Annotated in this window: 25 protein-coding genes; 15 read left to right on the forward strand and 10 right to left on the reverse strand. The window is 72.7% G+C overall.

From position 1 onward, the window contains the following. The first annotated feature begins 342 nt into the window (after window positions 1-342). The gene (locus ACWCP6_RS25470; protein ID WP_450934863.1) at window positions 343-744 is read left to right on the forward strand and encodes a hypothetical protein; all 402 of its coding nucleotides are present in this window, start codon (window positions 343-345) and stop codon (window positions 742-744) included. Between the two features lie 43 nt (window positions 745-787). Here the strand turns inward: ACWCP6_RS25470 and ACWCP6_RS25475 are convergent, their stop codons facing one another. Beyond that, on the reverse strand, window positions 788-1,462 hold the full coding sequence (locus ACWCP6_RS25475; RefSeq protein WP_450934864.1) for a TetR/AcrR family transcriptional regulator: 675 nt from the start codon (window positions 1,460-1,462) through the stop codon (window positions 788-790). A gap of 236 nt (window positions 1,463-1,698) precedes the next feature. Here ACWCP6_RS25475 and ACWCP6_RS25480 point away from each other — a divergent pair, with 236 nt between their 5' ends. Then, window positions 1,699-2,700 (forward strand): NAD(P)-dependent alcohol dehydrogenase, encoded by a 1,002-nt coding sequence (locus ACWCP6_RS25480; protein ID WP_450934951.1) that lies wholly within the window; start codon window positions 1,699-1,701, stop codon window positions 2,698-2,700. On the opposite strand, the gene ACWCP6_RS25485 is transcribed toward ACWCP6_RS25480, so the two are convergent. The 5 genes from ACWCP6_RS25485 to ACWCP6_RS25505 all read right to left on the reverse strand — a co-directional run bounded on the left by ACWCP6_RS25485 (window position 2,666) and on the right by ACWCP6_RS25505 (window position 6,800). Beyond that, window positions 2,666-3,055: a hypothetical protein gene (locus ACWCP6_RS25485; protein ID WP_450934865.1), complete on the reverse strand. Its 390-nt coding sequence runs from the start codon at window positions 3,053-3,055 to the stop codon at window positions 2,666-2,668. The genes ACWCP6_RS25480 and ACWCP6_RS25485 overlap by 35 nt on opposite strands. 208 nt (window positions 3,056-3,263) lie before the next feature. Next, window positions 3,264-3,869: a response regulator gene (locus ACWCP6_RS25490; protein ID WP_450934866.1), complete on the reverse strand. Its 606-nt coding sequence runs from the start codon at window positions 3,867-3,869 to the stop codon at window positions 3,264-3,266. Then, entirely contained in the window at window positions 3,866-5,017 is a 1,152-nt protein-coding gene (locus ACWCP6_RS25495) for a sensor histidine kinase (protein ID WP_450934867.1), read from the reverse strand. The genes ACWCP6_RS25490 and ACWCP6_RS25495 overlap by 4 nt, the downstream gene beginning before the upstream one ends. A gap of 122 nt (window positions 5,018-5,139) precedes the next feature. After that, window positions 5,140-5,862 carry an ABC transporter permease gene (locus tag ACWCP6_RS25500; protein WP_450934868.1) on the reverse strand — a complete coding sequence of 241 codons (723 nt, stop codon included), beginning with the start codon at window positions 5,860-5,862 and terminating at the stop codon, window positions 5,140-5,142. Then, entirely contained in the window at window positions 5,862-6,800 is a 939-nt protein-coding gene (locus tag ACWCP6_RS25505; protein WP_450934869.1) for an ABC transporter ATP-binding protein, read from the reverse strand. The genes ACWCP6_RS25500 and ACWCP6_RS25505 overlap by 1 nt, the downstream gene beginning before the upstream one ends. 336 nt (window positions 6,801-7,136) lie before the next feature. Here ACWCP6_RS25505 and ACWCP6_RS25510 point away from each other — a divergent pair, with 336 nt between their 5' ends. The 3 genes from ACWCP6_RS25510 to ACWCP6_RS25520 all read left to right on the forward strand — a co-directional run bounded on the left by ACWCP6_RS25510 (window position 7,137) and on the right by ACWCP6_RS25520 (window position 11,658). Next, on the forward strand, window positions 7,137-7,736 hold the full coding sequence (locus ACWCP6_RS25510) for a TetR/AcrR family transcriptional regulator (RefSeq protein ID WP_450934870.1): 600 nt from the start codon (window positions 7,137-7,139) through the stop codon (window positions 7,734-7,736). 296 nt (window positions 7,737-8,032) lie between these two features. Further along, window positions 8,033-8,956: an FAD binding domain-containing protein gene (locus ACWCP6_RS25515; RefSeq protein WP_450934871.1), complete on the forward strand. Its 924-nt coding sequence runs from the start codon at window positions 8,033-8,035 to the stop codon at window positions 8,954-8,956. Continuing rightward, window positions 8,854-11,658, forward strand: coding sequence for a molybdopterin-dependent oxidoreductase (locus tag ACWCP6_RS25520; protein WP_450934872.1), 2,805 nt, complete (start codon window positions 8,854-8,856; stop codon window positions 11,656-11,658). The genes ACWCP6_RS25515 and ACWCP6_RS25520 overlap by 103 nt, the downstream gene beginning before the upstream one ends. A gap of 120 nt (window positions 11,659-11,778) precedes the next feature. Here the strand turns inward: ACWCP6_RS25520 and ACWCP6_RS25525 are convergent, their stop codons facing one another. Next, the gene (locus ACWCP6_RS25525) at window positions 11,779-12,744 is read right to left on the reverse strand and encodes a pirin family protein (RefSeq protein ID WP_450934873.1); all 966 of its coding nucleotides are present in this window, start codon (window positions 12,742-12,744) and stop codon (window positions 11,779-11,781) included. 110 nt (window positions 12,745-12,854) lie between these two features. On the opposite strand from ACWCP6_RS25525, the gene ACWCP6_RS25530 reads away from it, so the two are divergent. Continuing rightward, complete coding sequence (locus tag ACWCP6_RS25530) at window positions 12,855-13,208, forward strand: tetratricopeptide repeat protein (protein ID WP_450934952.1); 354 nt, start codon at window positions 12,855-12,857, stop codon at window positions 13,206-13,208. A gap of 55 nt (window positions 13,209-13,263) precedes the next feature. Here the strand turns inward: ACWCP6_RS25530 and ACWCP6_RS25535 are convergent, their stop codons facing one another. Then, window positions 13,264-14,694, reverse strand: a complete 1,431-nt coding sequence (locus tag ACWCP6_RS25535) for a dihydrolipoyl dehydrogenase family protein (protein ID WP_450934874.1) — start codon at window positions 14,692-14,694, stop codon at window positions 13,264-13,266. A gap of 162 nt (window positions 14,695-14,856) precedes the next feature. On the opposite strand from ACWCP6_RS25535, the gene trxA reads away from it, so the two are divergent. Further along, window positions 14,857-15,249 (forward strand): thioredoxin, encoded by a 393-nt coding sequence (gene trxA / locus ACWCP6_RS25540; protein ID WP_450934875.1) that lies wholly within the window; start codon window positions 14,857-14,859, stop codon window positions 15,247-15,249. A 304-nt stretch (window positions 15,250-15,553) separates the two neighbouring features. On the opposite strand, the gene ACWCP6_RS25545 is transcribed toward trxA, so the two are convergent. Then, entirely contained in the window at window positions 15,554-16,615 is a 1,062-nt protein-coding gene (locus ACWCP6_RS25545) for a LacI family DNA-binding transcriptional regulator (protein WP_450934876.1), read from the reverse strand. Window positions 16,616-16,789: 174 nt separating this feature from the next. Here ACWCP6_RS25545 and ACWCP6_RS25550 point away from each other — a divergent pair, with 174 nt between their 5' ends. From ACWCP6_RS25550 to ACWCP6_RS25565, 4 genes are all read left to right on the forward strand, one after another. Beyond that, window positions 16,790-18,244: an amidase gene (locus tag ACWCP6_RS25550; RefSeq protein ID WP_450934877.1), complete on the forward strand. Its 1,455-nt coding sequence runs from the start codon at window positions 16,790-16,792 to the stop codon at window positions 18,242-18,244. Between the two features lie 17 nt (window positions 18,245-18,261). Further along, window positions 18,262-18,465: a hypothetical protein gene (locus ACWCP6_RS25555; protein ID WP_450934953.1), complete on the forward strand. Its 204-nt coding sequence runs from the start codon at window positions 18,262-18,264 to the stop codon at window positions 18,463-18,465. A 182-nt stretch (window positions 18,466-18,647) separates the two neighbouring features. Further along, the gene (locus ACWCP6_RS25560; RefSeq protein ID WP_450934878.1) at window positions 18,648-20,150 is read left to right on the forward strand and encodes a flotillin family protein; all 1,503 of its coding nucleotides are present in this window, start codon (window positions 18,648-18,650) and stop codon (window positions 20,148-20,150) included. 257 nt (window positions 20,151-20,407) lie between these two features. Then, on the forward strand, window positions 20,408-20,875 hold the full coding sequence (locus ACWCP6_RS25565; RefSeq protein ID WP_450934879.1) for a type II toxin-antitoxin system PemK/MazF family toxin: 468 nt from the start codon (window positions 20,408-20,410) through the stop codon (window positions 20,873-20,875). Here ACWCP6_RS25565 and ACWCP6_RS25570 read toward each other — a convergent pair. After that, on the reverse strand, window positions 20,860-21,717 hold the full coding sequence (locus ACWCP6_RS25570; RefSeq protein ID WP_450934880.1) for a TIGR02452 family protein: 858 nt from the start codon (window positions 21,715-21,717) through the stop codon (window positions 20,860-20,862). The genes ACWCP6_RS25565 and ACWCP6_RS25570 overlap by 16 nt on opposite strands. A gap of 134 nt (window positions 21,718-21,851) precedes the next feature. Here ACWCP6_RS25570 and egtA point away from each other — a divergent pair, with 134 nt between their 5' ends. From egtA to egtD, 4 genes are read left to right on the forward strand one after another with little or no spacing between them, the layout of a single operon-like run. After that, a complete protein-coding gene (gene egtA, locus ACWCP6_RS25575; RefSeq protein WP_450934881.1) occupies window positions 21,852-23,132 on the forward strand; it encodes an ergothioneine biosynthesis glutamate--cysteine ligase EgtA in 1,281 nt (426 codons plus the stop codon). Further along, window positions 23,129-24,472, forward strand: coding sequence for an ergothioneine biosynthesis protein EgtB (egtB, locus tag ACWCP6_RS25580; protein ID WP_450934882.1), 1,344 nt, complete (start codon window positions 23,129-23,131; stop codon window positions 24,470-24,472). Before egtA ends, egtB begins: the two co-directional genes overlap by 4 nt. Beyond that, on the forward strand, window positions 24,472-25,227 hold the full coding sequence (egtC, locus tag ACWCP6_RS25585) for an ergothioneine biosynthesis protein EgtC (protein ID WP_450934883.1): 756 nt from the start codon (window positions 24,472-24,474) through the stop codon (window positions 25,225-25,227). The genes egtB and egtC overlap by 1 nt, the downstream gene beginning before the upstream one ends. Next, on the forward strand, window positions 25,224-26,186 hold the full coding sequence (gene egtD, locus ACWCP6_RS25590) for an L-histidine N(alpha)-methyltransferase (RefSeq protein WP_450934884.1): 963 nt from the start codon (window positions 25,224-25,226) through the stop codon (window positions 26,184-26,186). The genes egtC and egtD overlap by 4 nt, the downstream gene beginning before the upstream one ends. The last annotated feature ends 22 nt before the right edge of the window (window positions 26,187-26,208 follow it).

The raw sequence follows: 26,208 nt of genomic DNA on the forward strand, positions 1-26,208 counted from the left end.
GGCCCGCCCTACCCGCCCGCCCCCGGGCCCCAACTGACCCCCCCTCCCCCCCCCGGCCCCCCGTGCCCCCGCCCCCACCCCCCCCCGGGCCGTGCCGCCCCTCCCTGCGGCACGGCACGGACGCGTTCCGATGCCCGTGTCCACGGACGGCACTCCCGGGTGGCCCCCGCCATGGGTACGCCCAGCACATTCCGGAGCGGATCACCCTCTCCACTACGGATGGTGACGGGATGTGCGGGCACCGTTACAGGAGGAAGTGCCCGGAGTGCGCGTCCTGGACGTGAAAGCCCGTCAGAGCGCGCGGGACCACCCGGGAATGCGCGGAACGAGGAGTGATGCGGAGTGACCAGTGCCGGTTTCCTGGTGTCGCTGGACGGCCAGACACCCGAGGAGGTGACGGCCGTCGACGGTCTCGCACTCACCTGGGACGAAGGGGGCGTCCCCGGCTGCCACATGGAGGACAGGCGCCCCGAGGCATCTCCGGAGGTGGTGATCACCCGGGGTGGGAACAGGCCCACGGCGTTCACCCGCTGGGCCCGGAAGACGTCGTCGGAAGGCGTACCGGACACCGCGAGCCCGGACCTGGCGGTGGCGGTCACGGATGCCGCGAACCGGCCGGTCACCACGATCCGTCTGGTCCAGGCGATCGCCACCGACGTCTCGGTGTCCGGCCCGGATCCCTCGTCCCCCCTGGCCGAGAGGATCACGGTGGCCTGCGCCGGCATCAGGCCGATGCGGCCCTGACCCCACCCGCACCCCGTCGGGTTTCACTCCCGGGCCCGACGGGTCACGCCCGCTCCGCGGCCCGCCCGAGACCGTCGAGGATCAGGTCGAGGCCGAACGCGAACTCCTCGGCGTAGTCGTAGCCGGGGCGCAGCACGTGTTCGGCCGTCAGCTCGGCCAGGTGGGGGTACCGGTCGGCCGGGACGCTGGCCAGGATGGCCTGCGCCAGTTCGGCGGTCTCGTCAGGGGTGTCGAACGGCAGACCGCGCTCCTGCAGGGCGAACCCGTAGATGTAGCTGTCGAGCGCCGAATAGGCGTGTGCGGTCAGCGCGACGGAGAAGCCGGCCCGGCGCAGACAGCCGATGACGGCGTCGTGGTGCCGCAGCGTCGCCGGGCCCGGCGAGGTCCGCGACTCCATCAGGCCGATGGCCCAACGGTGCCGGGAGAGCACCTGACGAACCGACAGCGCCCGTTCACGCATCGCCGTCTTCCAGTCGTCGCCGTCGGACGGCAGATCGATCTCGCCGAACACCGAGTCGATCATCCCGTCGAGCAGATCCTCCTTGTTGGCCACGTGTGTGTAGAGCGACATGGCCTCGACCCCGACCGCCTCGCCGAGCTTGCGCATGCTGAGCGCTTCGAGCCCGCTCCCGTCGGCCAGGGCCACGGCGGCGCGCAGCACACGGTCCCGGCTGAGCGGCTCCCGCGGTGTCCCCGTGCGCCCGGTGCGTGGAGTCATCGGCACCCTCCCATGGTTCGGCATCTCCTCGTCCGGCTCCGGCCGTCGAGACGGCCCTTCCACCGCCGACGGTGCCCCCTTTCCCGGCAGCCCGCCGTCGCCGGTCTTGACAAGCTTACGCCGTAAGGATGACCCTTACGGCGTAAGGAAGAAACAGACCCTGGAGCGTGGCGATGCAGCGCACACCGTTCGACGACACGGCACGACCGGCCGCCGGGGCCCCTGCGGGGGGACGGATGAAGTCGATCGTCCAGGAGCGGTACGGACCGGCCCCCGAGGACGTCCTCCGCCTCGCCGAGACGGACAGACCCGTGGCGGGCCGCGGCGAGGTCCTGGTGAGGGTGTACGCGGCCGGCGTGGACCGGGGCACCTGGCATGTGATGGCCGGCCTGCCCTACCCCGTCCGCCTGGCGGGCTTCGGCATGCGCCGGCCGAAACTCGCCAACCCGGGCCGCGACTTCGCGGGAACGGTCGAGGCCGTCGGCGCCGGCGTGACCGGCGTGACGGTGGGCGACGAGGTGTTCGGCACCTGCAGTGCCTCGTTCGCCGAGTACGCACGGGTTCCGGTCGGCCGGCTGTCCCCGAAGCCGGCGAACCTGTCCTTCGAGGAGGCGGCCGCCGTTCCCGTTTCGGGTCTCGCCGCGCTGCAGGCCGTCCGCGACCACGGGCGGATCCGGAGCGGGGACACGGTGCTGGTCGTCGGCGCGTCGGGCGGCGTGGGCACCTTCGCGGTGCAGATCGCCAAGGCGTACGGGGCCGAGGTGACGGCCGTGTGCAGCACCTCGAAGACCGACCTGGTCCGGTCCCTCGGCGCGGACCACGTCATCGACCACACCCGCACGGACGTAACGGAAGGCGGGAACCGCTACGACGTCGTCCTCGACATCGGAGGCAGTCGCCGGTTGTCCCGGCTCCGCCGCGTGCTCGCCCCGCGGGGACGGCTCGTCATCGTCGGTGGTGAGACCGGGGGACGGTGGCTCGGCGGGGTCGACCGCCAGATACGGGCGCAGCTTCTGTCGCCGTTCGTCGGGCAGAAACTCGGCACCCTCATCACGTCGGAGAACGCCCGGGACCTGACGGCTCTTCGCGAGCTCATCGAGTCGGGCGCGGTCTCACCTGCCGTCGACCGGACCTATCCGCTGAGCGAGACCGCCGCGGCCGTTCGCCGGCTGCTGAGCGGACGGACCCGCGGAAAGCTCGTCATCACCGTCCGGCCCTCCGGGCCCGAACGGCGGTGACGGCCGTCGCGGGCCCCTTCACCGCGCGCGGCCGGCACACCACGTACAGCACGGCAAGCGCGGCGGCCGAGCCCAGCAGCGTCACGGCGGGCCCGCCTCCCCGGCTCCAGGCGACGGTGCCGGCCAGCGAGCCGCAGGCGATGCCGAGGAAGCGAAACGTGAAGTAGAGGGTGTTCAGACGGCTGTGGGCCTCCCGGTCGAGCACGAACAGCGAGGTCCGGCAGGTGACCTCGTTGCCCCAGGTGCCGACGTCGAGGAGGACGACTCCCGAGCCCGCGACGGGACTGCCCCCCACGCCCACGGTGGTCGCCGTCACGCCCCTGCTGCGCGAACTCATCGAGGCGGCGACGCCCATTCGCCTCGGCTACGACGTGCACGACGGGACGGCAGGGTCATGGCGCTGCTGCTCGCCGAGCTCGAGCCCCGGCCCGTCGCGGGCATTCGACCGGAGTCAACTGCTCCCCTCAGAAGAGCATCAGAGGCTTCAGATACGCAGGGCGGGCGGGGCCCCATGCCGGTGGGTGAATCCGGCCGGGCCCCGCCACACCTGGTCGCGACGTGCTCTACAGCCAGCCGTTTTGGCGGGCTTTGTTGACGGCCTCCATTCGGTTGCGCACCCCCATCTTCTGGGTGGCCGAGGAGAGGTAATTGCGCACCGTGCTCTCGGAGAGGCTCAACCGCTTGGCGAGGGACATCACCGGAGCTCCGTCCGCGGCGGCGGCCAGCACCTCCCGTTCCCTGGCGGTCAGCGGGCTGGGGCCGGCGGCCAGTGCAGCGGCGCCCAGTACCGGGTCGACCACCTGCTCCCCGGCGTGCACTCGGCGGATGGCGGCGGCCAGTTCGGCCACCGGCTTGTCCTTGGCAAGAAAGCCCAGGGCGCCCGTCTCCAGAGCCCGCCGGCAGTAGCCCGGCCCGCTGAAGGTCGTCACGATCAGCACCCGGCACCCGGGGACCAGCCGGCGCAGGTCCTCGGCGGCCTCCAGCCCGGTGCGCCCGGGCATCTCGATATCGAGGACCGCCACCTGCGGCTCGGCCGTGCGGGCCGCCTCCAGGACCGCGGTGCCGGAGGACACCTGGGCCACCACCTCGATATCCGGCTCCAGGCTCAGCAGCTGGGCGATGGCGCCCCGCATCATGCCCTGGTCCTCGGCCAGCAGCACGCGGATCACAGCGGCCCCACCTTCACCCCGCTCTTCCCGGCCGCCGGCAGTGTGGCCACCAGATGGAAGTCGCCGCTTGCCACCGGGGCAGCGCCCAGCGTGCCGCCCGCGGACGACAGCCGCTCGGCCAGCCCCAGCAGACCATGGCCCGGCGTGCCGCCGTCACCCTTCCTGCCGTCCCCAGCGGTGTCGGCGCCGTCGTTGGTGATGCTGAGGACCACCGACTCAGGTCCGTGCTCCACCGAGATCCGGCAGGACCGGGCGTTGCTGTGCCGGATCACATTGGTGACCCCTTCGCGTACCACCCAGCCCAGCAGGGCGTCGGCGCCTGTCGGCAAGGGCGGCCCGTCATGCCGTATCACGGCTGCTATCCCCGCGTCCGCCAAGGCCAGTTCGGCACCCTTCAGCTCCGCCTTGAGCGCCGGTTCCCGGTACCCGGAGACCGCCTCGCGGATCTCCTCCAGTGCGGTCCGGCCCACCGCCTCGATATCGCCGGCATGCCGCTTGACCGTGTCCGGGTCATCGTCGGCGAACCGGCGCACCGCCTCGGCCTTGACCACGATCAGCGAGATCGAGTGCCCCAGCAGGTCGTGCAGGTCGCGGGAGAACCGCAGTCGTTCCTCGGCAACGGCGGAGAGCGCCAGCTCCTCCTGGGCCTCGCGCAGCTCCATCACGGTGGAGAACAGCCGCACGATGGTGGCTGCGGCGATCCCGGAGAGCTGGGTGGCGTAGGCGATGCCGAGGGCGTCGATCAGGTCGTCCTCGCGGTTGACGGCGATGACCCCGGCCAGCACGGTCACCAGCGCCACCGCCAGCGTCGGGCTCAGCAACCGTCGCCAGCTGGCCAGTGCGCTCCACACCACCGCCGGCAGGCAGAACAGCCAGAGCATGCCCTCGTCGAAGCGGAGCGACAGCACCACCGTCAAGACGGTGAGCGCCAGCGCCGGGAGCAGCACCATGGCCCGTCCGCACCGGTCGTTGAAGGCCGTCCGGATGGAGAGGAGGTAGCAGCCGCACAGGGCGAGAAGTCCGGCGATGGACTCCCAGGCCGGGTTGTCACGGCCGGCGAGGATGTCGGAGAGAGCCCCCGCCGCGACGACGATGGCGGGGTAGAAGATATAGGGAGCCCTTCGCAGGCCGAACTGCTCGGAGATCAAGGACTTTCCACGCAACACAGTGTCCAAGTCGCTCGCGGATAGCGTTCGCCATCGCTACCGGTAGGTAGATCACATACTGGGCCGGGGATCTCGTCGAGCCGGATCCCGGCGTCCGGGGCGGTTCAGGCGGTGGCACCCTTGCGGTAGCCGAGGACGGCGAAGGCGGCCAGGGCGGCGCTCCAGGCGAGCAGGATGGCCAGCGCGGTGAGGCTCAGTGTGTGGCCGAGAGCCAGGTCGGAGGCGATCTGCTTGTAACGGTTGATCGGGGTCCAGCCGGAGATCTTGGCCAGCCAGTGCGGGAAGTTCTTGGTGTCGATCAGCAGCCCGCCGACCACCGAGAGCAGCAGGTAGGAGACGAGGCCCACGGAGTGCGCCTTGGCGCCCTCGACCATGTAGCCGAAGCCCAGCGCCAGCATCGCGACCGGCACGATGCCCACCCACAGCAGAGCCAGCATGCCCGCCCACTCGGCAGCGCTCATCGTGACCCCGTTGACCACGGCGGCCAGCAGGCTGACCGCGAGGATCGGGGGAAGCGCCAGGCACATCGCAGCGATGCCGCGGCCGACCACTACCGTGAGGGTGGGCAGCGGGGTCAGGCGCAACTGCCGCAGCCAGCCGGCCTTCTTGTCCTCGGCGATACCGCCGGAGGTGGTCATCACCGCGCCCAGGGCGCCGAAGCCCGACATCCCGGCGACATTGCGGACCGCCTCGGCATGGCTGGGGTGGCCGCCGTCCAGGTGGCTGATGAGCAGGTACATCAGCACCGGAGCGACCAGTGACATGATCAGGAAGCCGGCGTCGCGCACGGTGCGGAGCAGCTCCAGCCGAAGGTATCCGAGCAACATCAGGAACCGCTCCTCGCGTTGGTACCGCTGGTCAGGGAGATGAAGGCCTCCTCGAGCCCGCCGCCGGCGACCTCGACGTTGCGCAGTGCGCCGGACTGTGCGAGGGCGGCGACGGTGAGGTCGGCGTCGTCGGTGCTCAGGTGAATCCGCGCGCCGCGGACTTCGACACCGGTGACACCAGGAGTCCGGGCGAAGCCGTCGGGGTCCCAGTTGCCGAGGTCGAAGCTGACGGTCTTGCCGCCGACGGTCTTCTTCAGCTCGGCGCCACTACCGTCCGCGATGACCCGGCCCTGGGCGATGACGACGATCCGCTCGGCGTACTCGTCCGCCTCCTCCAGGTAATGGGTGGAGAACAAGAGGGTGTTGCCGCGCTCGGCATAGGCGGCCATCGTCTGCCAGAGGTCCCGGCGGGACTGGATGTCCAGGGCGGCGGTGGGCTCGTCCAGCACGATCAGCTCGGGGTTGCCGGCCAGCGCCAGGGCGAAGCGGACCCGCTGCGCCTGGCCGCCGGAGAGCTTGTCCACCTTCCGGTCGGCCAGCGAGGTGAGCTGGGCGATCTCCAGGACCTCGCCGAGCGGCATGGGGCTGGCGTAGGTGCCGCGCATGAACTCGATGAGCTCCTTGACGGTGACCCGGGGGATCAGGCCGCCTTCCTGGAGCATCGCGCCCACCTGGCCGGCGCGCACGGCCTCCTGCGGGTCCTCGCCCAACAGCTTTATCTGACCGCCGTCGTGAGCCAGCAGGCCCAGCATCATGTTGATGGTGGTGGACTTGCCGGCGCCGTTGGGGCCGAGCAGGGCGACTGTCTCACCACGGTCGATCGCCAGGTCCAGACCGGCCACGGCATGGACATTGCCGTAACTCTTTGTCACCTGCGCGAAGTTGACCGCGGAGCCCACCCTCAGTGGCGCCCTGGAATGCACGGTTGTCTGTGTCATGGCAATGACCCTACGAAGGGCGGTCAGAGCACTGGTAGAGACAAAGAACCTCACCCTGGCAGGAGAAATGTCCTGCCGGCTGCACAGGCGGGAGGAATACGCGCGCCCGGGTGAACCATATGATCGCCCGCCCGCACGAAAGGCTGATTCACTGGCATCGACACCCGCCCCGACGGACCGTGCGGCTCTCTCGGTCCCCCGAGGGGCGCGGTGCGGGAAGCCCCTGCGCGCCGATCGCGGAGTTCGGCGCGCAGGGGCCCCTACCGTCCCGCGGGCATACGGCCGGCACCCTGACACAAATCACACGAACTGTATGATTTCTGGTAGGGTGCGGACATGGAGCAGCAGCCCGTCCACCGCCGCCGGCCGAGCCTCAGCAACCCTCGGGTCCAGCGCACGCGCACCCGCATCCTGGCCGTCGCACGCGAACTGCTGCCCGAGGTCGGGCCGGCCGGGCTGACCTACGCCCTCCTGGCCGAGCGCGCCGACAGCACTCGCCAGACCCTCTACCGGCACTGGCCCAACCGCGCCGCCCTCCTCTTCGACCTGATCCTGGAAGGGCCCGACCTCGGCAACTACCCCGAGCCGGGCAGCGACGTGCGCACCGTGGCCACCGCCTGGCTGAAGAGCCTGCGCGCCGGCATCAGCGATCCCGCCGTCCGCACAGCGGTGCTGGCCGTCACCGCCCAGGCCGACCACGACCCCGAGAGCGCCGAGGCCCTGGTCCGCATCGGCCGGGACCGCCTCGCAGCGCTGAACACGCTGCTGGAGCCCTCCGGGATCCAGATCCGCGGCGAGGAGTACACAAGGCTCTACGGGCCCGTCCTCGCCCGGCTCTTCCTCGACCGCAGTGAGGTCTCGGACGAGTTCATCGACGTCACGGTCGCCCAGTGGCTCACCACCCTCGACCACGAGGGTGGTGAGCCGGGCGTGTGACCGCCCCGCCCCGGGCCCGGCGCGCACGCCTCCCCCGGCCCGGGCCCGGACGGGCCAACGCGGCGACCGCCATCGGCCCGTGGAAGGCCGGGGACCGCCCCGACGTCTCGCATCCACCGGGGCGCTGCGAGAGATGAACCCGCAGCAGCACGTCCCGTCGGCACGACGTCACTTGGTTGAATCACCAGCCCCCGAGGGGCCGGGCCGCGGGTTTTCCGTGTTCCGCACCAGTCGTTTCCCGGCACCGCCGCGGGCTTCACTGACGGGGAAGCAGCGGCCGGAAGGCGTGGGGAGACATGGACCTGAACACGGTGCTGGACGTGCGCGCCGGGCGCCGACACGAACCCTGGCGGCCGGGTGACGCCTGGCTGGGCGGTGGCACGTACCTCATCTCCGAACCGCAGCCCCACATCCGCCGGCTGGTCGATCTCAGCCGTATGGGCTGGGCGCCCGTCGTGCGTCTGCCGGACGGATCGCTGGAGATCGCGGCCACGTGCACCATCGCCCAGCTGTACCGGTTCGCCGCGACCATGCAGGACCCGGCGGCCCCGTTGTTCCCCCAGTGCTGCCGCGCCTTCCTCGCCTCGTTCAAGATCTGGAACATGGCGACCGTCGGCGGGAACCTCTGCAACGGTCTGCCCGCCGGGCCGATGATCTCGCTGGCCGCCGCACTGGACGGGACGTGCCGGCTCCGGGCCCAGGACGGCGCCCCGCGCCGGGTCCGGGTCACCGACTTCATCACCGGCGCGGGCCGCAAGGACCTCCGCGAGGGCGAACTGCTGCGCTCGGTGACGCTGCCCGCGCGCGCCCTGCGGTGCCGTACCGCCTTCCGCCAGGCCTCGCTCTACGGCCTCGGCCGTTCCGGCGCGCTGGTCGTCGGCACCCTCGATCCCGTGGACGGCTCGATGGCCGTCACCCTCACCGCCGCGACGAGACGGCCCGTCCGGCTGTGGTTCCCGCTGCCGCCGGACGAGGACGGGCTGCGGGACGCGATCGAGTCGGCCGTCGCCGACGGCGACTGGTTCGACGACATCCACGGACTTCCCGAGTGGCGGCGCCACATGGGGTTCCGCCTCGCCGAGGAGATCCGCCGCGAACTCACCCAGGACGGTGCGCGATGGGCTTCCACATCGAGGTCAACGAGCAGAACTTCGACGCCGAGCCGCGCGCCGGCCAGTGTCTGCGGACCTATCTGCGCGAGCGCGGCTGGTTCGGCGTGAAGAAGGGCTGCGACGCCGGGGACTGCGGGGCCTGCACGGTCCACGTGGACGGGGAACCCGTGCACAGCTGCATCTACCCCGCCGTGCGGGCCGAGGGCCGCAGCGTCACCACCGTCGAGGGACTCGCGTCGCCCGAGGGCGAACTGCACCCGGTCCAGCGGAAGTTCCTCGACGCCCAGGGCTTCCAGTGCGGCTTCTGCACCGCGGGATTCCTGATGACGACCGCCGCCCTGGAGGCCGAGCGCGGCACCGCCCACGACGACGGCAAGCTCGACGATCTGCCGCGCGCGTTCAAGGGCAACATCTGCCGGTGCACGGGCTATCGCGCCATCGAGGACGCCGTGCGCGGCGTTCGGCACACCGAACGGCCCTGCGCCGGCCAGGCGGTCGGCAGGAGCCTCGGCGCCCCGGCCGGTCCCCAGGTCGTCACCGGCACCGCCCGCTACACCTTCGACATCGACGTCCCGGGGCTGCTGCACATGAAGCTGCTGCGCTCCCCGCACCCGCACGCCCGGATCCTCGCCATCGACACCTCGGCGGCCCTCCGGGTGCCGGGGGTGCACGCCGTCCTCACGCACGAGGACGCCCCCGGGCGCCTGTACTCGTCCGCCCGTCACGAGCACCCGACGGAGGACCCCGACGACACCCGGGTACTCGACGACACGGTGCGCTACGCCGGGCAGCGCGTGGCCGCCGTGGTCGCGGACAGCGAGCAGGCCGCAGAGGAGGGCTGCCGGCGGATCGAGGTGACGTACGAGCAACTGCCCCATGTCGTCGACCCCGAGGCGGCGATGCTGCCGGGTGCACCCGCGCTCCACGGGGACAAGGGGCCCGAGTCGCGCATCGCCCGCGCCGAGAACAACGTGGCCGGTGAGGTGCACGGGGAGATCGGCGACGTCGAGGCGGGGTTCGCCGAGGCGGACGTCGTCCACGAGGAGACCTTCCGGACCCAGCGAGTCCAGCACGCCAGCCTGGAGACCCACGGCTGCTTGGCCTACTTCGAGCCGAAGGAGGACGGGACGGGTGAGCGGCTGACGGTGCGTTCCTCCACACAGACGCCGTTCCTGACCCGGCGGGCCCTGTGCGCGCTGTACGACCTGCCCGAGGACGAGGTCCGGGTCGTCGCGGGGCGCGTCGGGGGCGGCTTCGGCGGCAAGCAGGAGATGCTGACCGAGGACGTCGTCGCACTGGCCGCCCTGAAGCTGCGTCGCCCGGTGAAGCTGGAGTACACCCGCGCCGAGCAGTTCTACGGGGCCACCACCCGCCATCCGTTCAGGATCACCGTCAAGCTCGGTGCCCGCGCGGACGGCACGCTGACCGCGGTGCGGATGCGGGTCGTCTCCAACACCGGTGCATACGGCAACCACGGCCCGGCGGTGATGTTCCACAGCGTCGGCGAGTCGTTCGCCGTCTACCGCGCCCCGCACAAGAAGGTCGACGCCTACTCGGTCTACACCAACTGCGTGCCCGCGAGCGCCTTCCGCGGCTACGGCCTGGGCCAGGTCACCTTCGCGGTCGAGTCGGCCATGGACGAACTGGCCCGCCGCCTCGGCATCGACCCGCTCGTCCTCCGCGAGAAGAACATCATCGGCGCGGGCGAGCACATGCTCAGCCCCATCGGCGAGGAGGAGGACCTGCACATCGCCTCCTACGGGCTCGACCAGTGCCTGGCCGTGGTCCGCGGGGCGATCGCGGAGGACACCAGCGCGGAACAGGCCCCGGACGGCTGGCTGGTCGGCGAGGGCACGGGCATGGCGATGATCGCCACCGGGCCACCCGGCGGCCACTACGCGGACGCGCGCGTCTGTCTCCTCGCCGACGGCACGTACGACATCGCCGTCGGCACCGCCGAGTTCGGCAACGGCACCACCACGGTCCACAAGCAGATCACGGCGGGGGCCCTGAACACCACGGAGGACCGGATCGCGATCCGCCAGTCCGACACGGACGTGGTGCGGCACGACACGGGTGCCTTCGGATCGGCCGGCACGGTGGTCGCGGGCAAGGCGGTCCTGCTGGCGGCCACCTCACTGGCCGAACGGCTCCAGACCTTCGCGGCCCGGCACACCGGTGTGGCCCGGCATCTGTGCCGGCTCGGCGCCGAGGCCTTCGACTGCGCGGGCCGGGTGGTGACGCTGAAGGAGCTCCACGAGGCGGCGGTGGCCGCGGGGGAGGCGGAGGAGCTTGCCGCGGACGGGCACTGGGGCGGCTCGCCGCGTTCGGTCGCCTTCAACGCCCAGTGGTTCCGCGTCGCCGTCGACCCCGGAACCGGCGAGATACGCATCCTGCGCAGCGTGCACGCCGCCGACGCCGGCAAGGTCATGAACCCGATGCAGTGCCGCGGTCAGGTCGAGGGCGGGGTCGCCCAGGCGCTCGGGGCCACGCTCTTCGAGACCGTCCGCACGGACGAGCGGGGCGAGGTCACCACCTTCGCCTTCCGTCGCTACCGGCTTCCGCAGTTCGCCGACGTCCCGCGCACCGAGGTCCACTTCATGGAGACGGCGGACGCCATCGGGCCGCTGGGCGCCAAGTCGATGAGCGAGAGCCCGTTCAACCCGGTCGCCCCGGCCTTCGCCAATGCGCTGCGGGACGCCACCGGCATCCGTTTCACGGAACTGCCGTTGACGCGGGACCGCGTCTGGCTGGCCCTGGACCGGCGGGCCCGCGGCCCATCGGCCGACGGCTCCTCGCCCACCGGGTGAACCCGCAGGGCCCACCCGCCGGGTGAACCGGCACGGTCGCGTCCGTCCCTCCACGGCGGGCACGCCCCCGCCCGGCGCCGGCTCCGGCAACTCCCGGGGCCGGCACCTGACTTCAGCGGATCAGCGCGCCCTTCCGCGCGGCTTCAGGGGCACCGCCGGAAGTGCCGGGGCGGGCAGCGGCGCGCCGTCGTAGCCCTTGACCTCGCCGAAGCGCGAGCCGGTGGCCCAGTCCTCGCGGGCCTGCTCGATCTCGGCCTGGGTACGGCCGATGAAGTTCCAGAACATGATCAGCTCTTCCTCGAACGGCTCTCCGCCGAGCAGCATCAGGCCCGCGTCCGACTCGGCGCGCAGCGGCAGTTCGGCACGTCCGCAGCCGAGGTACAGCATCGAGCCGGGAAGCACCGGCACCCCGTCCACGTGCGCCTCGCCGGACATGGACAGGACGGCGTACTCAAAGTCCGGATCCAGTGGGAGCCGCACGTCGGCGCCCCGGGCGAGGGCGAGATCGGCACCGACGATCGGCGTGTACGTGGTGCCGGGCGATACGGCTCCGTCGAGGGCGCCGAGTACGAGGGTCGCGCGGAGCCCGGGGGCGGTGACCACCGGCAGCTCCGCGTGGTACTCGAAGGCGGGGTCGGTGTGCCGGTGGGCGTCGGGCAGCGCGACCCACAGCTGAGCGCCGTGCAGGAAGCGGGCGTGCGAGCGTGGGCTCTCCTCGGAGTGGCTGATGGCGCGGCCCGAGGTCATCAGGCCCAGCTCGCGCGGCCCGATGGTCTGGAGGCTGCCCGTGGAGTCGCGGTGCAGCACCTCGCCCTCGTGCAGCCAGCTCACGGTCTGCAGGCCCATGTGCGGGTGCGGCGGTACCTGCATACCGGGTTCGTCGGCGATGTCGTCGGGGCCGTAGTGATCCACGAAGCACCAGGCACCGACCATGCGGCGGCCCAGGTTCGGCAGCAGGCGACGGACCTCGGTGGACTCGCCGAGCCTGACCTTCCGGGGGCTGAGGAGTTCGCGCACCGGCTCGGCGACGACGAATCCACGTCCGCCGCACTGGGCGGGAACTGCCTCGCGATCAAGATTGCTCATGGCGCACAACCTAGTCCTGCGGGAGGCACCGCGTCAGGCCCGTTCACTCTGGCGGAATATTCGACCTTCCGGTTCGGTTCCGGGCGGTCGAGGAGGTTCGGGTGACAACCATGCACAACGACGCGTACTACGACCACGGGACGGCCGCCGAGCGCTGGGAGCGGGCGCGGCAGTTCTTCGACGCCAGGGAGTACGCGACGGCCGCGCGCATCCTGGACGGGCTGGTCCGCGAGGAGCCCGGGCATGTCGCCGTGCGTCTGCTCCTGGCTCGCGCCTACTACCACTCGGCCCAACTGCGTCGTGCCGAGGCCGAGCTGCGCTCGGTCCTGGAGCGCGACCCGGTCGAGCAGTACGCCCGGCTGATGCTCGGCCGCACGCTGGAGCGTCAGGGCAGGGACGCCGAGGCCGCACCGCAGCTGCGGCTGGCGGCGGTCTTGTCGGGCGACTTCGACGGCCTGGACTGAGCCCCGCCACGGGGCTCCTCGGGGAGCAAGCACCGCGCGCGCCCCGGCCCCCGGTCTACGTGTCCCGGAACGCCTCGAGCAGCCGCAGCCACACCTCGCTGATCGTCGGATACGACGGAACCGCGTGCCAGAGCCGGTCCAGCGGAACCTCGCCGACCACGGCGACCGTGGCGGAGTGCAGGAGTTCGCCGACACCGGGGCCTACGAAGGTGACGCCCCGCAGGATGTGGTGGTCGAGGTCGACGACCATCCGGGCCCGGCCGCGGTAGCCGTCGCCGTAGAGGCCGGCGCCCGCGACGGCGCCGAGGTCCTGGTCGACGGCGCGTACCCGGTGTCCGGCGCGCTGCGCCTCGTCGAGGCTCAGACCGACCGCGGCCACCTCCGGGTCGGTGAACACCACCTGGGGGACGGCCGCGTGGTCGGCGGTCGCCACATGTGCGCCCCACCGCTGCGTCTTGAGCCGCTGTGCTCCCCCGGCCCGCGCGGCGAGCGCGTCTCCGCCCATGCGCGCCTGGTACTTGCCCTGGTGGGTGAGGAGCGCGCGGTGGTTGACGTCACCCATCGCGTACAGCCAGTCGAAGCCGTCGACGCGGCAGGTGTCGTCGACGGTCAGCCACGACCCGGACGCCAGCCCGACGGAGTCCAGGCCGATGTCGTCGGTGCGCGGTGCGCGGCCGGTGGCGATGAGGATCTCGTCGGCCTCGATGCGGGAGCCGTCGTCGAGTTCCACGGTGACCGTGTCCCCGTCGCGTACGACGGAGGTCACGGAGGTCTTCGTGCGGACGTCCGCCCCGGCCTCGGTCAGCGCATCGGCGACGAGTTCCCCGGCGAAGGGCTCGACACGGGGCAGCAGACGCGGGCCGCGCACCAGGAGCGTGACCCGGGAGCCGAGTGCCTGGTAGACCGTCGCCATCTCGACGCCGACGACACCCCCTCCGACGACCGCGAGCCGTGCGGGGACGTGTTCCGAGCTGGTGGCTTCCCGGCTGGTCCAGGGCCGGGCATCGGCGAGACCGGGCAGGTCGGGCAGCAGCGCCCGGGTTCCGGTGCACACGGCGACCGCGTGTCGCGCGACGAGGGTGACCGGTTCGCCGCCGTTCGACGAGGTGACGGTGACCCGGCGGGGGCCGTCGAGGCGGCCGTGGCCCCGGTGCAGCGTGGCCCCGATCGAGTCGAGCCAGCGGACCTGCCCGTCGTCCTTCCAGTGCGAGACGTACTCGTCGCGGCGGGCCAGCACCGCCGGCGTCTCCAGCGGCCCCTCGGCCGCGCGGCTCAGGCCGGGCAGGCGGCGGGCGTCGGCGCGGGCGATGACCGGGCGGAGCAGCGCCTTGCTGGGCATGCACGCCCAGTAGGAGCACTCGCCGCCGACGAGTTCGCTCTCCACCACCGCGGTGCTCAGCCCCGCCGCGCAGGCCCGGTCGGCGACGTTCTCGCCGACGGGCCCGGCACCCAGGACCACGACGTCGTACTCGATGGGTTCCGTCATACGGACAGTCTGGTGGCAGGTGTGCGCGGCGGCCACACGGGTACGCGCGCGGAGCACGCCCGGGCACGGCCCGCATGCGCGTGGAATAGGCGGTGCATCCGCATCGTTGTGCAGACCGGCGTCGCCGGACCATCACCGGACACCAGGAAGAGGGAACAGAGCATGAGCAGCACCGTGGAGCTCACCAAGGAGAACTTCGACCAGACGGTCATGGAGCACGACTTCCTCCTGATCGACTTCTGGGCCTCCTGGTGCGGCCCGTGCCGCCAGTTCGCACCGGTCTACGAGAAGGCTGCCGAGGCCAACCCGGACCTGGTCTTCGGCAAGGTGGACACGGAGGCGCAGCCGGAGCTGGCCGCCGCGTTCAACATCCAGTCGATCCCGACGCTGATGATCGTCCGCGACCGGATCGCGGTGTTCGCGCAGCCCGGGGCGCTGCCCGAGGCCGCCCTGGAGGACGTCATCGGGCAGGCCCGGAATCTCGACATGGACGAGGTCCGCAAGTCCGTTGCGGAGGAGCAGGACGGGCAGGCCCCCGACGGCCAGGCCCAGTAGCACGCAGGGCGCCCGGGCCGGGTGCCCCGCGCCGTCGCCCCGCACCATCGTCCGCCGTCGCCCCGCACCGTCGTCCGGCACAGGCCGGTGAAGGCCGTCCGATCGGCCTTACCGGCGAAACGCGCGACGGTGCGGGGCGACGCCGCGCCGAACACCCCGCGACACGCCGCGACGGCCTCGCCGTCGGACGACGGCGCCGCCTAGCGCCGCGGCGGGGGCGGCCGAGCGGCCGGTGAGGATCGGCGGGTCGTCCAAGGGACTGCCCGCGCCGACGACGCCGACCGGGACGCGGCGCGTGCGGACGTCAGCTCGAATCGCGGTGCACGACCGTCGCGCGCAGTACGTCGTGCACCTCCGGCTCGGGGCCGGGTTCGCGGACCACACGGTCGACGAGCTCGGCGAGTTCCCGCCCGGACGGCAGCGCGATGCGGACCGTGCTGAGCCGCGGCCGCAGCAGCCTGCCGAGCATCAGGTCGTCGGCGCCGACGACGGCCGCCTCGTCGGGCACCGCGATGCCCTCGTCCTGAAGGGCGCGCATCAGCAGCATCGCGTACTCGTCGCTGTACGCGAAGACCGCGTCGAGGCCGAGCCCGCGCCAGCGCGCGGCGAGCGCGGCGGCAGCGTCCTCGTCGCAGGCGAGCGGCAGCTCGACGACCTCGGCGCCCGTGCTCTCGGCGGCCCGGCGGACCCCGGTGGCACGCGGCCGCGAGAAGACCTCCAGGCCGTCTCCCTCGGGCATGACGACGCCGATGCGGCGCCGGCCGCGCGCCACGAGGTGCGCGCCGGCACTGTGGCCGACCTCGCGGTGGTCGGTGAGCAGGGCGTGCGCGCCTTCGACCCGAGCCGGGCCCAGTGTGATCACGGCACGCGCACCGGACCGCTTCAGAACCCCCACGGCGGCCGCGTCCAGGCCGTGCGCGCCGGGCGCGAGGACGGCGACCGGACGCAGCTCGGCCCAGGCCCGGGCCGCGTCGTCGCCGCCCAGGCCCATGCTGCCGTACTGCACGACGGTGTAGTCGAGGCGGCCGAGCGCGCCCTGGAGTTCGCCGAGGAAGCGGCTGTACAGCGGGCCGACCGGGACCGTCGGCGTGGGCATCAGCACCATGCGGCTGTGCCCGGCGCGCAGGCTGCGCGCCGCGGCGTGCGGCACGTATCCGAGTTCCTTGGCCGCCTCGTGGACGCGGCGGCGGGTGGGTTCGCTGATGCGGACGGCCCGGGTGTTGTTCAGGACGTACGAGACGGTCGCCCTCGACACCCCGGCGAGCCGCGCCACATCGGCACTGGTGGGCACGGACCGCTGCGCGGCCCGCGGCACGGAGGCGGAGACGGGCCCGGGCACTGTGGTCTGCTTCGGTATCTGCACCATCACGCTCCGTATCCTGCCATGCGCGGTGCGAGCCCGGTCCAGGGGCCCCCGCTCCCCCGGGGAACGTCCGAATCACAGCCTCCGGAGGCGGATTTGGACACCTGTCGTACCGGAATCGGGCATCGGGCGCTACCGTTCGGTAACCGTAGGGTCCCGATGTGAGGGGGAGACCGTATGACTGCGGGCCGTGCCACCGGGCTCGTCGCGTGTGCGCAGGGGTTGAGGAGCGGCGCGTTCTCGTCGCGCACCCTGGTCGAGCAGGCGCTGGCGCGCATCGAGGCGACCCAGCCCACGCTGAACGCCTTCCGCCGGGTGCGGGCCGAGGCGGCGCTCGCCGAGGCGGACGCTGCCGACCGGGAGCTGGCGGCGGGCGCCGCGCCGGACGAGGCCGCGCACCGGCCGCTGCTCGGTGTTCCGGTGGCGGTGAAGGACGACATGGACGTGGCGGGCGAGCCCACGGCGTTCGGATGCCGTGGTGACTTCCCGCCGAAGGCCGAGGACAGCGAGGCGGTGCGCAGGCTGCGCGCGGCCGGTGCGGTGATCGTCGGCAAGACCAACAGCTGCGAGCTGGGCCAGTGGCCGGTCACGGAGGGCCCGGCCTTCGGGGAGACCCGTAATCCGTGGCACACCGGCCGCACGCCCGGCGGCTCGTCGGGCGGCTCGGCCGCGGCCGTGGCCGCGGGCCTGGTGCCGGCGGCGCTGGGCTCGGACGGGGCCGGGTCGATCCGTATCCCGGCCGCCTGGACACATCTGGTCGGCATCAAGCCGCAGCGGGGCCGGGTGTCGACCTGGCCGTGGCCCGAGGCGTTCCGGGGCGTCACCGTGAACGGCCCGCTCGCGCGCACCGTCGAGGACGCGGCGCTGCTGCTCGACGCGGCGAGCGGCAGCCACCACGGCGATCTGCACCGGCCTGCCCCGGTGACACTGCTGGACGCGGCCCGGCGGGAGCCCCCGAAGCTGCGGATCGCACTCTCGCTCAAGCCGCCGTTCACGGCGTTCCGTTCACGCCTGGACCCGGAGATTCGCGACCGCGTGACGATGCTCGCGGAGCGGCTGGCCGGGCTCGGGCACACCGTCGAGGAGGCGGACCCTCCCTACGGGCAGGTCGGCCTCGCGTTCGTGCCGCGTGCCATGGCGGGCATCGCCGACTGGGTGCGCGAGGTCCCGGACCCGTCGCTGCTCGACCCGCGCACCCGGGAGGCGGCCCGGGTGGGCAGGCTGCTCGGCGGCGCGCCGCTGCGCCTGGCCCGGCGTGCCGAGGCCTCGCTGCACCGCAGGGTCGGCACGCTCTTCGAGCGGTACGACGTGATCCTCGCCCCCACAACGGCCGCTCCCCCGCTGCCGATCGGCGCGCTCGCCCGGCTGAACGGCTGGAACACCGACCGCACCATGATCTCGGCGTGCCCGTACGCCTTCCCGTGGAACGTGCTCGGCTGGCCCGGCGTCAACGTGCCCGCAGGGCACACCGCCGCGGAGCACCTGCCGGTGGGCGCGCAGCTGCTCGGCCCCGCGCACAGCGAGCCGGTGCTGGTATCGCTCGCCGCCCAACTGGAGGCGGAGCTGCGCTGGTACGAGCAGTGGCCGCCGTCCGCGGCGGAGCAGGACGGACAGCCGGCTCGTACAGTGTGAGCGTGGACGACGCATCGATGGTGGGGTTGCTGGGGCGGGTCACCGGGGCGATCGGGCCCGGCCTGGTGGGCGAGGTGATCGTCCGGGTGCGCGGCGGCGCCGAGCACTTCCTCGCGTACCCGGCGACGGGCCAGGACCGTATCGAGCCGGGCACCGTGGTCGTGGTGGTCGAGCATCTGCCGCCGCGCACGGTGTACGTGACGCGCGCGTACGACAGTTGAGCAACAGGCATATGTCCGCGGCCCCTTCACGGCGACAGCTGAGCGCCCTCCGCCCCAGGTGAGGGGCCTCTGCGTCAAGATTGCAACAAGGATGCGTCAGCGACTTCTCTGCGCGCCCGCCCAGGAGCACACTCCCGTTCGTTCGGTGCCGAAAGGGCACCAGGCAAAGGGGGCGTGTGCCGATGTTCATCGGCGTCATCGCGGGGACGGCCGTCGTGGCGGTCCTCATTCTGGTCGGCCTGTTCAAGCTCATGTGGCGGGTGGCAGAGCCGAATGAAGCACTGGTCATCTCCGGCTCCAAGCACCGCACCGAGGGGCTGGGCGAGGGCATGGGGTTCCGCATCGTCACGGGGCGCGGCACGCTGGTGCTGCCGGGCGTGCAGGCGGTGCGGCGGATGTCGCTGGACCTCAACGAGACCCAGCTGTCCGTGGACTGCGTGACCCATCAGGGCATTCCGCTGAAGGTACGGGGCGTCGTCATCTTCAAGGTCGGCGACGACCTCGTGTCCATCGCCAACGCCAGCCGCCGCTTCCTGGACCAGCAGAAGCTGATGTCGGACCGGGTGCACAACGTGTTCGCCGGTCATCTGCGGTCCATCGTGGGCGGGTTGACGGTCGAGGACATGATCCGGGACCGGGAGAAGCTGACGGGGCAGACGCGGGCCGCGTGCGGCACGGAGATGGAGAAGCTGGGCCTCATCGTGGACTCGCTGCAGATCCACGAGATCGAGGACCCGACGGGATACATCCAGAACCTGGCCATGCCGCACGCCGCGGCCGTGCAGCGCGACGCGCGGATCGCGCAGGCCGAGGCCAACCGGCTGGCCACGGAGGCCGAGCAGCAGTCCTTCGCGCGCATGGCGGAGGCCACCCGGGACAGCGAGATCCTCCAGGCCGGCTACCAGGCCGAGCGCGACAAGGCCGCCGCCAGGTCCCGGCAGGCCGGCCCGCTGGAGGACGCCGCGGCCCGGCAGGAGGTCGTCGTTCAGGAGACCCGTGTCGCGGAGCTCGAGGCGCAGCGCCGCGAACAGCAGCTCCAGGCCGACGTCCGCAAGCCGGCGGACGCCAAGGCCTACGAGAAGCGGACGCTGGCGGAGGCCGAGCGCGACGCACGGATCTCGGCGGCGCAGGCCAAGGCGAAGGAGACGGAGCTGGCCGCGTCCGCGGAGGCGACCCGGGTCAAGACGGCGGCCGTCGCCGAGGCCGAGGCGACCAGGACCCGCGGCGCCGCGGCCGCGACGGCGACCCGGGCGACCGGTGAGGCCGAGGCCGCCGCTGCGCAGGCCAAGGGACTCGCGGATGCCGAGGCGACCCGTGCGCAGGGTCTGGCGGAGGCCGAGGCGATCAAGGCGCGCGCCGCGGCCCTGGCCGAGAACCAGGAGGCCGTGGTCGCCCAGCAGCTCGCCGAGAACTGGCCGGAGATCGTCCGGGCAGGCGCCGAGGCCTTCGGCAATGTCGACCACATGGTGCTGCTCAACGGGGCCGACGGCATGAGCGACATGTTCACCAAGGCCCTCACCATGGGCGGGACGGGCCTGGGCCTCGCCCGTCAGCTGCTGGCCTCCATGAACCAGAACGGTTCGTCGAGCGGCGCGGCCCCCATGGCCGGACCGGGCGGCGTGAACGGTGCCGCGCCGCGCTCGGAGCGCGTGCCCGTCGTGAAGGACGAGGGCGGCCAGGCCTGATCCGATCACCGATTCCGGGGCCGGTCCATGGTGGACCGGCCCCGGACGCGTATCGCCACCGGGCACATGGCATCGGCGGAACGAACCGGGCCCGGCGCGGGCGCGTGCAGGCACCGCCCGGGGAGCGAGCCCGGGCCCGCCCCCGCCCCTCCGCAGGCCGAGCCATCTCGAATTGACGTTCGAGCGCATCACCCCAATGGATGCGCGCATTCGTTCGACACGACCCGGTGACCGTTCGGTGATCAACAACCTCTACGGTGTCGCCCGTGACTTCCTCCACCGAAGACCCCCAGGCCCAGAACTCCCCGGGACGGTTCGGTCCCACCGCCACCGCCGAGGCCGACCCGGACCGGGTCGGCCGGATCCGCACCGAGTACGCACCCGATCACGACGGCGATCCCGACCCCGGCGAGATCGTGTGGACCTGGGTACCGTTCGAGGAGAACGACGGCCGCGGCAAGGACCGGCCCGTACTCGTCGTCGCCCGCGAGGCGGCCGGCACCCTGCTCGCCGTCCAGCTGTCGAGCAAGCGGCACGACAACGACCGGGAGTGGGTTCCGATCGGAAGCGGGCCGTGGGACAGGGAAGGCCGTGACTCATGGGTGGATCTGGACCGGGTGCTGAGGCTGCACGAGGCCGGTATGCGCCGCGAGGCATGCGCGCTGGACCGGATGCGCTTCAACCTCGTGGTGCACCGGCTCCGGCTCCGCTACGGCTGGCGCTGAGCGGCGGGCGCATCACGCCCCGCGGGCGCGAAGGCCCGCGCGAAGGCCGCCCGGGTGGCCTGGTCCCGCGTACGGTCCAGCACCGCGAACACCACGTGCTCGAAGTGCCCGGCGAACCGGCCGCCCGCGGCCAGCGGCGCGCGGAAGGCCCGGGCCACCTGCCCCGGGTCGTTGCGGAACACTCCGCAGCCCCAGGCACCGAGGACGAGCCGGCGAAAGCCGCAGACGGCCGCCGTCTCCAGGACGCGCTCCGCGCGCCGGTCCAGCGCGGCGGGGATCTCCCCCGCCCGCTCCGGCGCCTGCCGCAGCACGACGCCCGCGTTCGGCGCGGGAGAGGTCAAAAAGCCCACGGCGTAGGGCTCGTCGAGCAACCGCCCCCGGTCGTCGCGGAAGACGGGAACCCCGGGCGTGTGGATCACACGGTCGCTGTAGAACGGGTCGCGGTCGGCCCGGTGGTGGTCGTAGAAGGCGCGGGCCCCCAGCAGACACGTGTGCAGGGCGGAGGCCCGGCACAGCGCCTCCTCCTGGGCCTGGGCACCGTTCAGGAAACCGCCCCCCGGATTGCGGGCGGAGGCGAAGTTCAGCACCGCCACGGGGCCGCCGTCGACGGCGACCAGCCGGCGCGCCGCCTCCAGGCTGCTCTCGCCCGTGACCTCGCCGAACGTCTCCCCCACCGGGTCGGGCACCACGGCCACCGGACCGGGTCCGAAGATCCGCGTCCCCTCCCGGGCGGCGGCCACCGCGCCCTCGATGACGACCTCGCGGCCCCCGGGGGCGACGTAACGCCCCGCCCCGACGATCTCGGCAGTCTCCTGTGCGATCCCCCGCAGCCGTGCACTCATACCGATCATGGTGAACGTCCCGCGTACGCCGCCTCAACAGAATTTTCCGTTTCAACATGCGCCCTTGTGCGATCGCGTACCACCGTCTTGGGTGGGACGGACGACGCCCGTCCGAGGATCAGGAGGATCCCGAGATGACCGAGGGAGTCTGTACGGAGCCTGGTTCGGTGATCACCGAGAACCAGGCCGAAACGCTCGTGCAGGGCATCTGTTTCAAGACAGGCCCGCCCGCCGTGCTCGGTGCCGAGCTGGAGTGGCTCGTCCACGACCCGCGCCGGCCCCACCACCGTGTACCGCCCGCCCGCCTCGACGCGGCCTACGCCGCACTGCGGGCGCTGCCCCTGCGTTCGGCGCTCACCGTCGAACCCGGCGGCCAGCTGGAGCTCAGCTCGCTCCCCGCCGCCTCCCTGACGGAGTGCGTGTCGGCCCTGCAGGCCGACCTCGCCGCGGTCCGCGGGGCACTTCTGCCGCTGGGCCTCACGCTCACCGGACTGGGCACCGACCCCTGCCGGCCGCCGGCGCGGCTGCTGCGTGAACCCCGGTACGACGCCATGGAGGCCTATCTCGACCGGGCCGGGCCGGCCGGCCGCGGCATGATGTGCTCCTCCGCGTCCGTCCAGGTGTGCCTGGACGCCGGGTACGAGGAACCCGGACCGCTCGGGCACGGGCGGCGCTGGCGGCTCGCCCATCTCCTCGGCCCCGTGCTGGTCGCCGCGTTCGCCAACTCCCCGCTGCTGCACGGCCGTCCCACCGGCTGGCGCTCCACCCGCCAGTCCCTGTGGGCGTTCATCGAGCCGGGCCGGTCGGCGGCACCGGCGCTGGACGGCGATCCGCGTGCGGCCTGGACCCGGCGCGTCCTCGACGCCCCCGTGATGTGCGTGCGCTGCGACGAGGGGCCGTGGATCGTGCCCGACGGGCTCAGCTTCCGGGCCTGGACGCGCACCGGCGCACCGCGCCCGCCCACCCCCGAGGACCTCGCCTACCACCTGACGACGCTCTTCCCTCCGGTGCGGCCGCGCGGCCACCTGGAACTGCGGATGATCGACGCGCAGCCCGGTGACGACGGCTGGATCGTGCCGGTCGCCGTAACGGCGGCGCTGTTCGACGACCCCGAGGCCACCGAGACCGCGTACCGCGCGGTGAAGTCGCTGGACGAGCGGTCCGGTCCGCTGCCCGCGCCGTGCAACGCGCTGTGGCTGGGCGCCGCCCGCGACGCCCTCACCGACCCGGAGCTGCACGAGATCGCCGTCATCTGTTTCCGGGCTGCCCTCGAGGCGCTGCCCAGGCTCGGAGCCACCGACGAGGTCATGGCCCTGGTCGCCGCGTACGACGAGCGGTACGTGGCACGGGGGCGCTGCCCCGCGGACGACCTGATCGACCGATTCACCGCGCAGGGGAAGGACGCCCTCCTATGACCGAGAACACGACCGTCGACCCGCAGTCCCTGCGGGAGCGCGCCCTGACCGCGCTGCTCGCCGCCCGCGAGCGCACCGCGCTGCTCACCACCTGCGTCGAGGAACCGGATCTGACCGCCCAGCACTCGCCGTTGATGTCGCCGCTCGTGTGGGACCTCGCGCACATCGGCAACCAGGAGGAGCTGTGGCTGCTCCGGGCCGTCGGCGGGCACGCCGCGATCCGGCCCGAGATAGACCCGTTGTACGACGCCTTCGAGCATCCGCGCGCGGAGCGTCCTTCGCTGCCGCTGCTGCCGCCCGCCGAGGCCCGCGCCTATGCGGCCCAGGTGCGCGGGCGGGTGCTCGACGTGCTGGAGAGGACACCGTTCCACGGCTCGCCGCTGACCGACGCGGGGTTCGCGTTCGGGATGGTCGCGCAGCACGAGCAGCAGCACGACGAGACCATGCTGATCACCCATCAGCTGCGGCGCGGCCCGGTGGCCCTGCACGCCCCGGACCCGCAGCCCGCGCCGGAGTTCGCCGGCCCCGCCGAAGTGCTCGTCCCGGGCGGCGCGTTCACCATGGGCACATCCGACGAGCCGTGGGCGCTGGACAACGAGCGCCCCGCCCACCACCGGCTCGTCCCGCCGTTCTTCATCGACACCACCCCGGTGACGAACGGCGCGTACCAGCACTTCATCGAGGACGGGGGCTACGACGACGAGCGCTGGTGGGCCCCCGACGGCTGGAGTCACATCAGGGAGCACGGGATCACGGCGCCGCTGTTCTGGCGGCGCGAGGGCGGTCAGTGGCTGCGCCGACGGTTCGGTGCGACCGAACCGGTGCCGCCGGACGAGCCGGTGCTGCACGTCAGCTGGTACGAGGCCGACGCGTATGCGCGCTGGGCCGGTCGCCGGCTGCCGACGGAGGCCGAGTGGGAGAAGGCCGCGCGCTTCGACCCTGCGTCCGGGCGCTCGCTGCGCCACCCCTGGGGCGATGACGACCCGCTGCCCGAGCACGCCAACCTCGGGCAGCGGCATCTGCGGCCCGCACCCGCGGGCAGCTATCCGGCGGGCGAGTCACCGCTCGGCGTACGGCAGTTGATCGGCGACGTGTGGGAGTGGACGTCCAGCGACTTCCTGCCCTATCCGGGATTCGTGGCCTTCCCGTACCGGGAGTACTCGGAGGTGTTCTTCGGGCCCGAGTACAAGGTGCTGCGCGGCGGTTCGTTCGCAGTGGACCCGGTGGCGTGCCGGGGCACGTTCCGCAACTGGGACTACCCCATGCGCCGGCAGATCTTCTCCGGCTTCCGCACGGCACGGAACGTCACGCCTGCCGACGGTGTGGCGGGGGTGGTCTGATGTGCAGGCATCTGGCCTATCTGGGCCCGCCCGTGCCCTTCGGCGAGATCCTGATGGAACCGCCGCACTCCCTGTACCGGCAGTCGTGGGCTCCGCGGCACCAGCGGTACGGCACGGTCAACGCGGACGGCTTCGGCGTCGGCTGGTACGCCGAGGGCGACCCGGTGCCCGCCCGGTACCGCAGGCCGGGTCCCGTCTGGGCGGACCCCTCCTACGCGGACCTGACGCGTGTGGTGCGCTCGGGCGCGTTCCTGGCGGCTGTGCGGGACGCGACCGTCGCCACCGCCGACGGGGAGGCCGCGGCGGCGCCGTTCGCCGCGGGGCCGTGGCTGTTCAGCCACAACGGCGCCGTGGCCGGCTGGCCGCAGTCCGTCGCCCGGCTCGCCGCGGCACTGCCCGCCGTCGAGCTGCTGTCCCTGGAGGCCCGCTGCGACGCCGCGTTCGTCTGGGCACTGGTCCTGCACCGGCTGCGGTCCGGCGACACGGAGGGCCAGGCGCTCGCCGACACCGTCGCCGAGGTCGCCGAGGCGGCGCCGGGATCCCGGCTCAACCTGCTGCTCACGAGCGGCGAGACGATCGCCGCGACCGCCTGGGGGGACACGCTCTGGTATCTCGCCGAACCCGGCCGCCGCACCGTCGTGGCGTCCGAGCCCTACGACGACGATCCGCACTGGCGGCAGGTGCCCGACCGCACCCTGCTCGCCGCGAGCCGCACCGACGTCCTGTTGACCCCACTCAAGGAGCCGACCGCGTGAGCCCGTTCCAGATGACCCGCACCCTGCCCGAGGACGCGACGGGCGCCGCGCTGCGCTCCGACGTCCTGCACGGCCTCGGCAGAACCCCCAAGACGCTGCCGCCCAAGTGGTTCTACGACGCGCGGGGCAGCGACCTCTTCGACGAGATCACCACCCTGCCCGAGTACTACCCGACGCGCGCGGAGCGCGAGATCCTGCTCGACCGGGCCGCGGAGATCGCCGCCGCCACCGGTGCGCGCACCCTCGTCGAACTGGGCTCCGGCTCCTCGGACAAGACCCGCCACCTCCTGGACGAACTGCCCGGGCTGCACACCTACGTGCCGGTCGACGTGAGCGACAGCGCGCTGGAGCAGGCCGGCAAGGCGCTCCTCGCGGAGCGGCCCGAGCTGAACGTGCACGCGATGATCGCCGACTTCACCCGCGGGATCGTTCTGCCGGGCACGCCGGGGCCGCGTCTCGTCGCGTTCCTGGGCGGCACCATCGGCAATCTGCTGCCGGAGGAGCGTGCGGCCTTCCTGACGGCGGTGCACGGGCTGCTGGCGCCGGGCGACACGCTGCTGCTCGGCACCGACCTGGTCAAGGACGAGTCGGTGCTGGTGGCGGCGTACGACGACGCGGCGGGCGTGACGGCGGCGTTCAACAAGAACGTCCTGCACGTCGTCAACCGCGAACTCGGCGCCGACTTCGACCCGGACGACTTCGAGCACGTCGCGGTGTGGGACGCCGGGCGCGAGTGGATCGAGATGCGGCTGCGCGCCCGTCACGGGCTGAGCGTGAAGATCCCGGCGCTGGAACTCGTCGTCGACTTCGAGCGCGGCGAGGAGCTGCGCACCGAGATCTCCGCGAAGTTCCGCGAGGAGGGCGTGCGCGCCGAACTGGCCGCCGCGGACCTGGACCTCACCCACTGGTGGACGGACCGGGCGGGCCGGTTCGCGCTGTCGCTGAGCACGGTGCGGTAGGGGCGCGTACGGCGGCGGCCGG

This window comes from Streptomyces sp. NPDC002004, assembly GCF_053593975.1.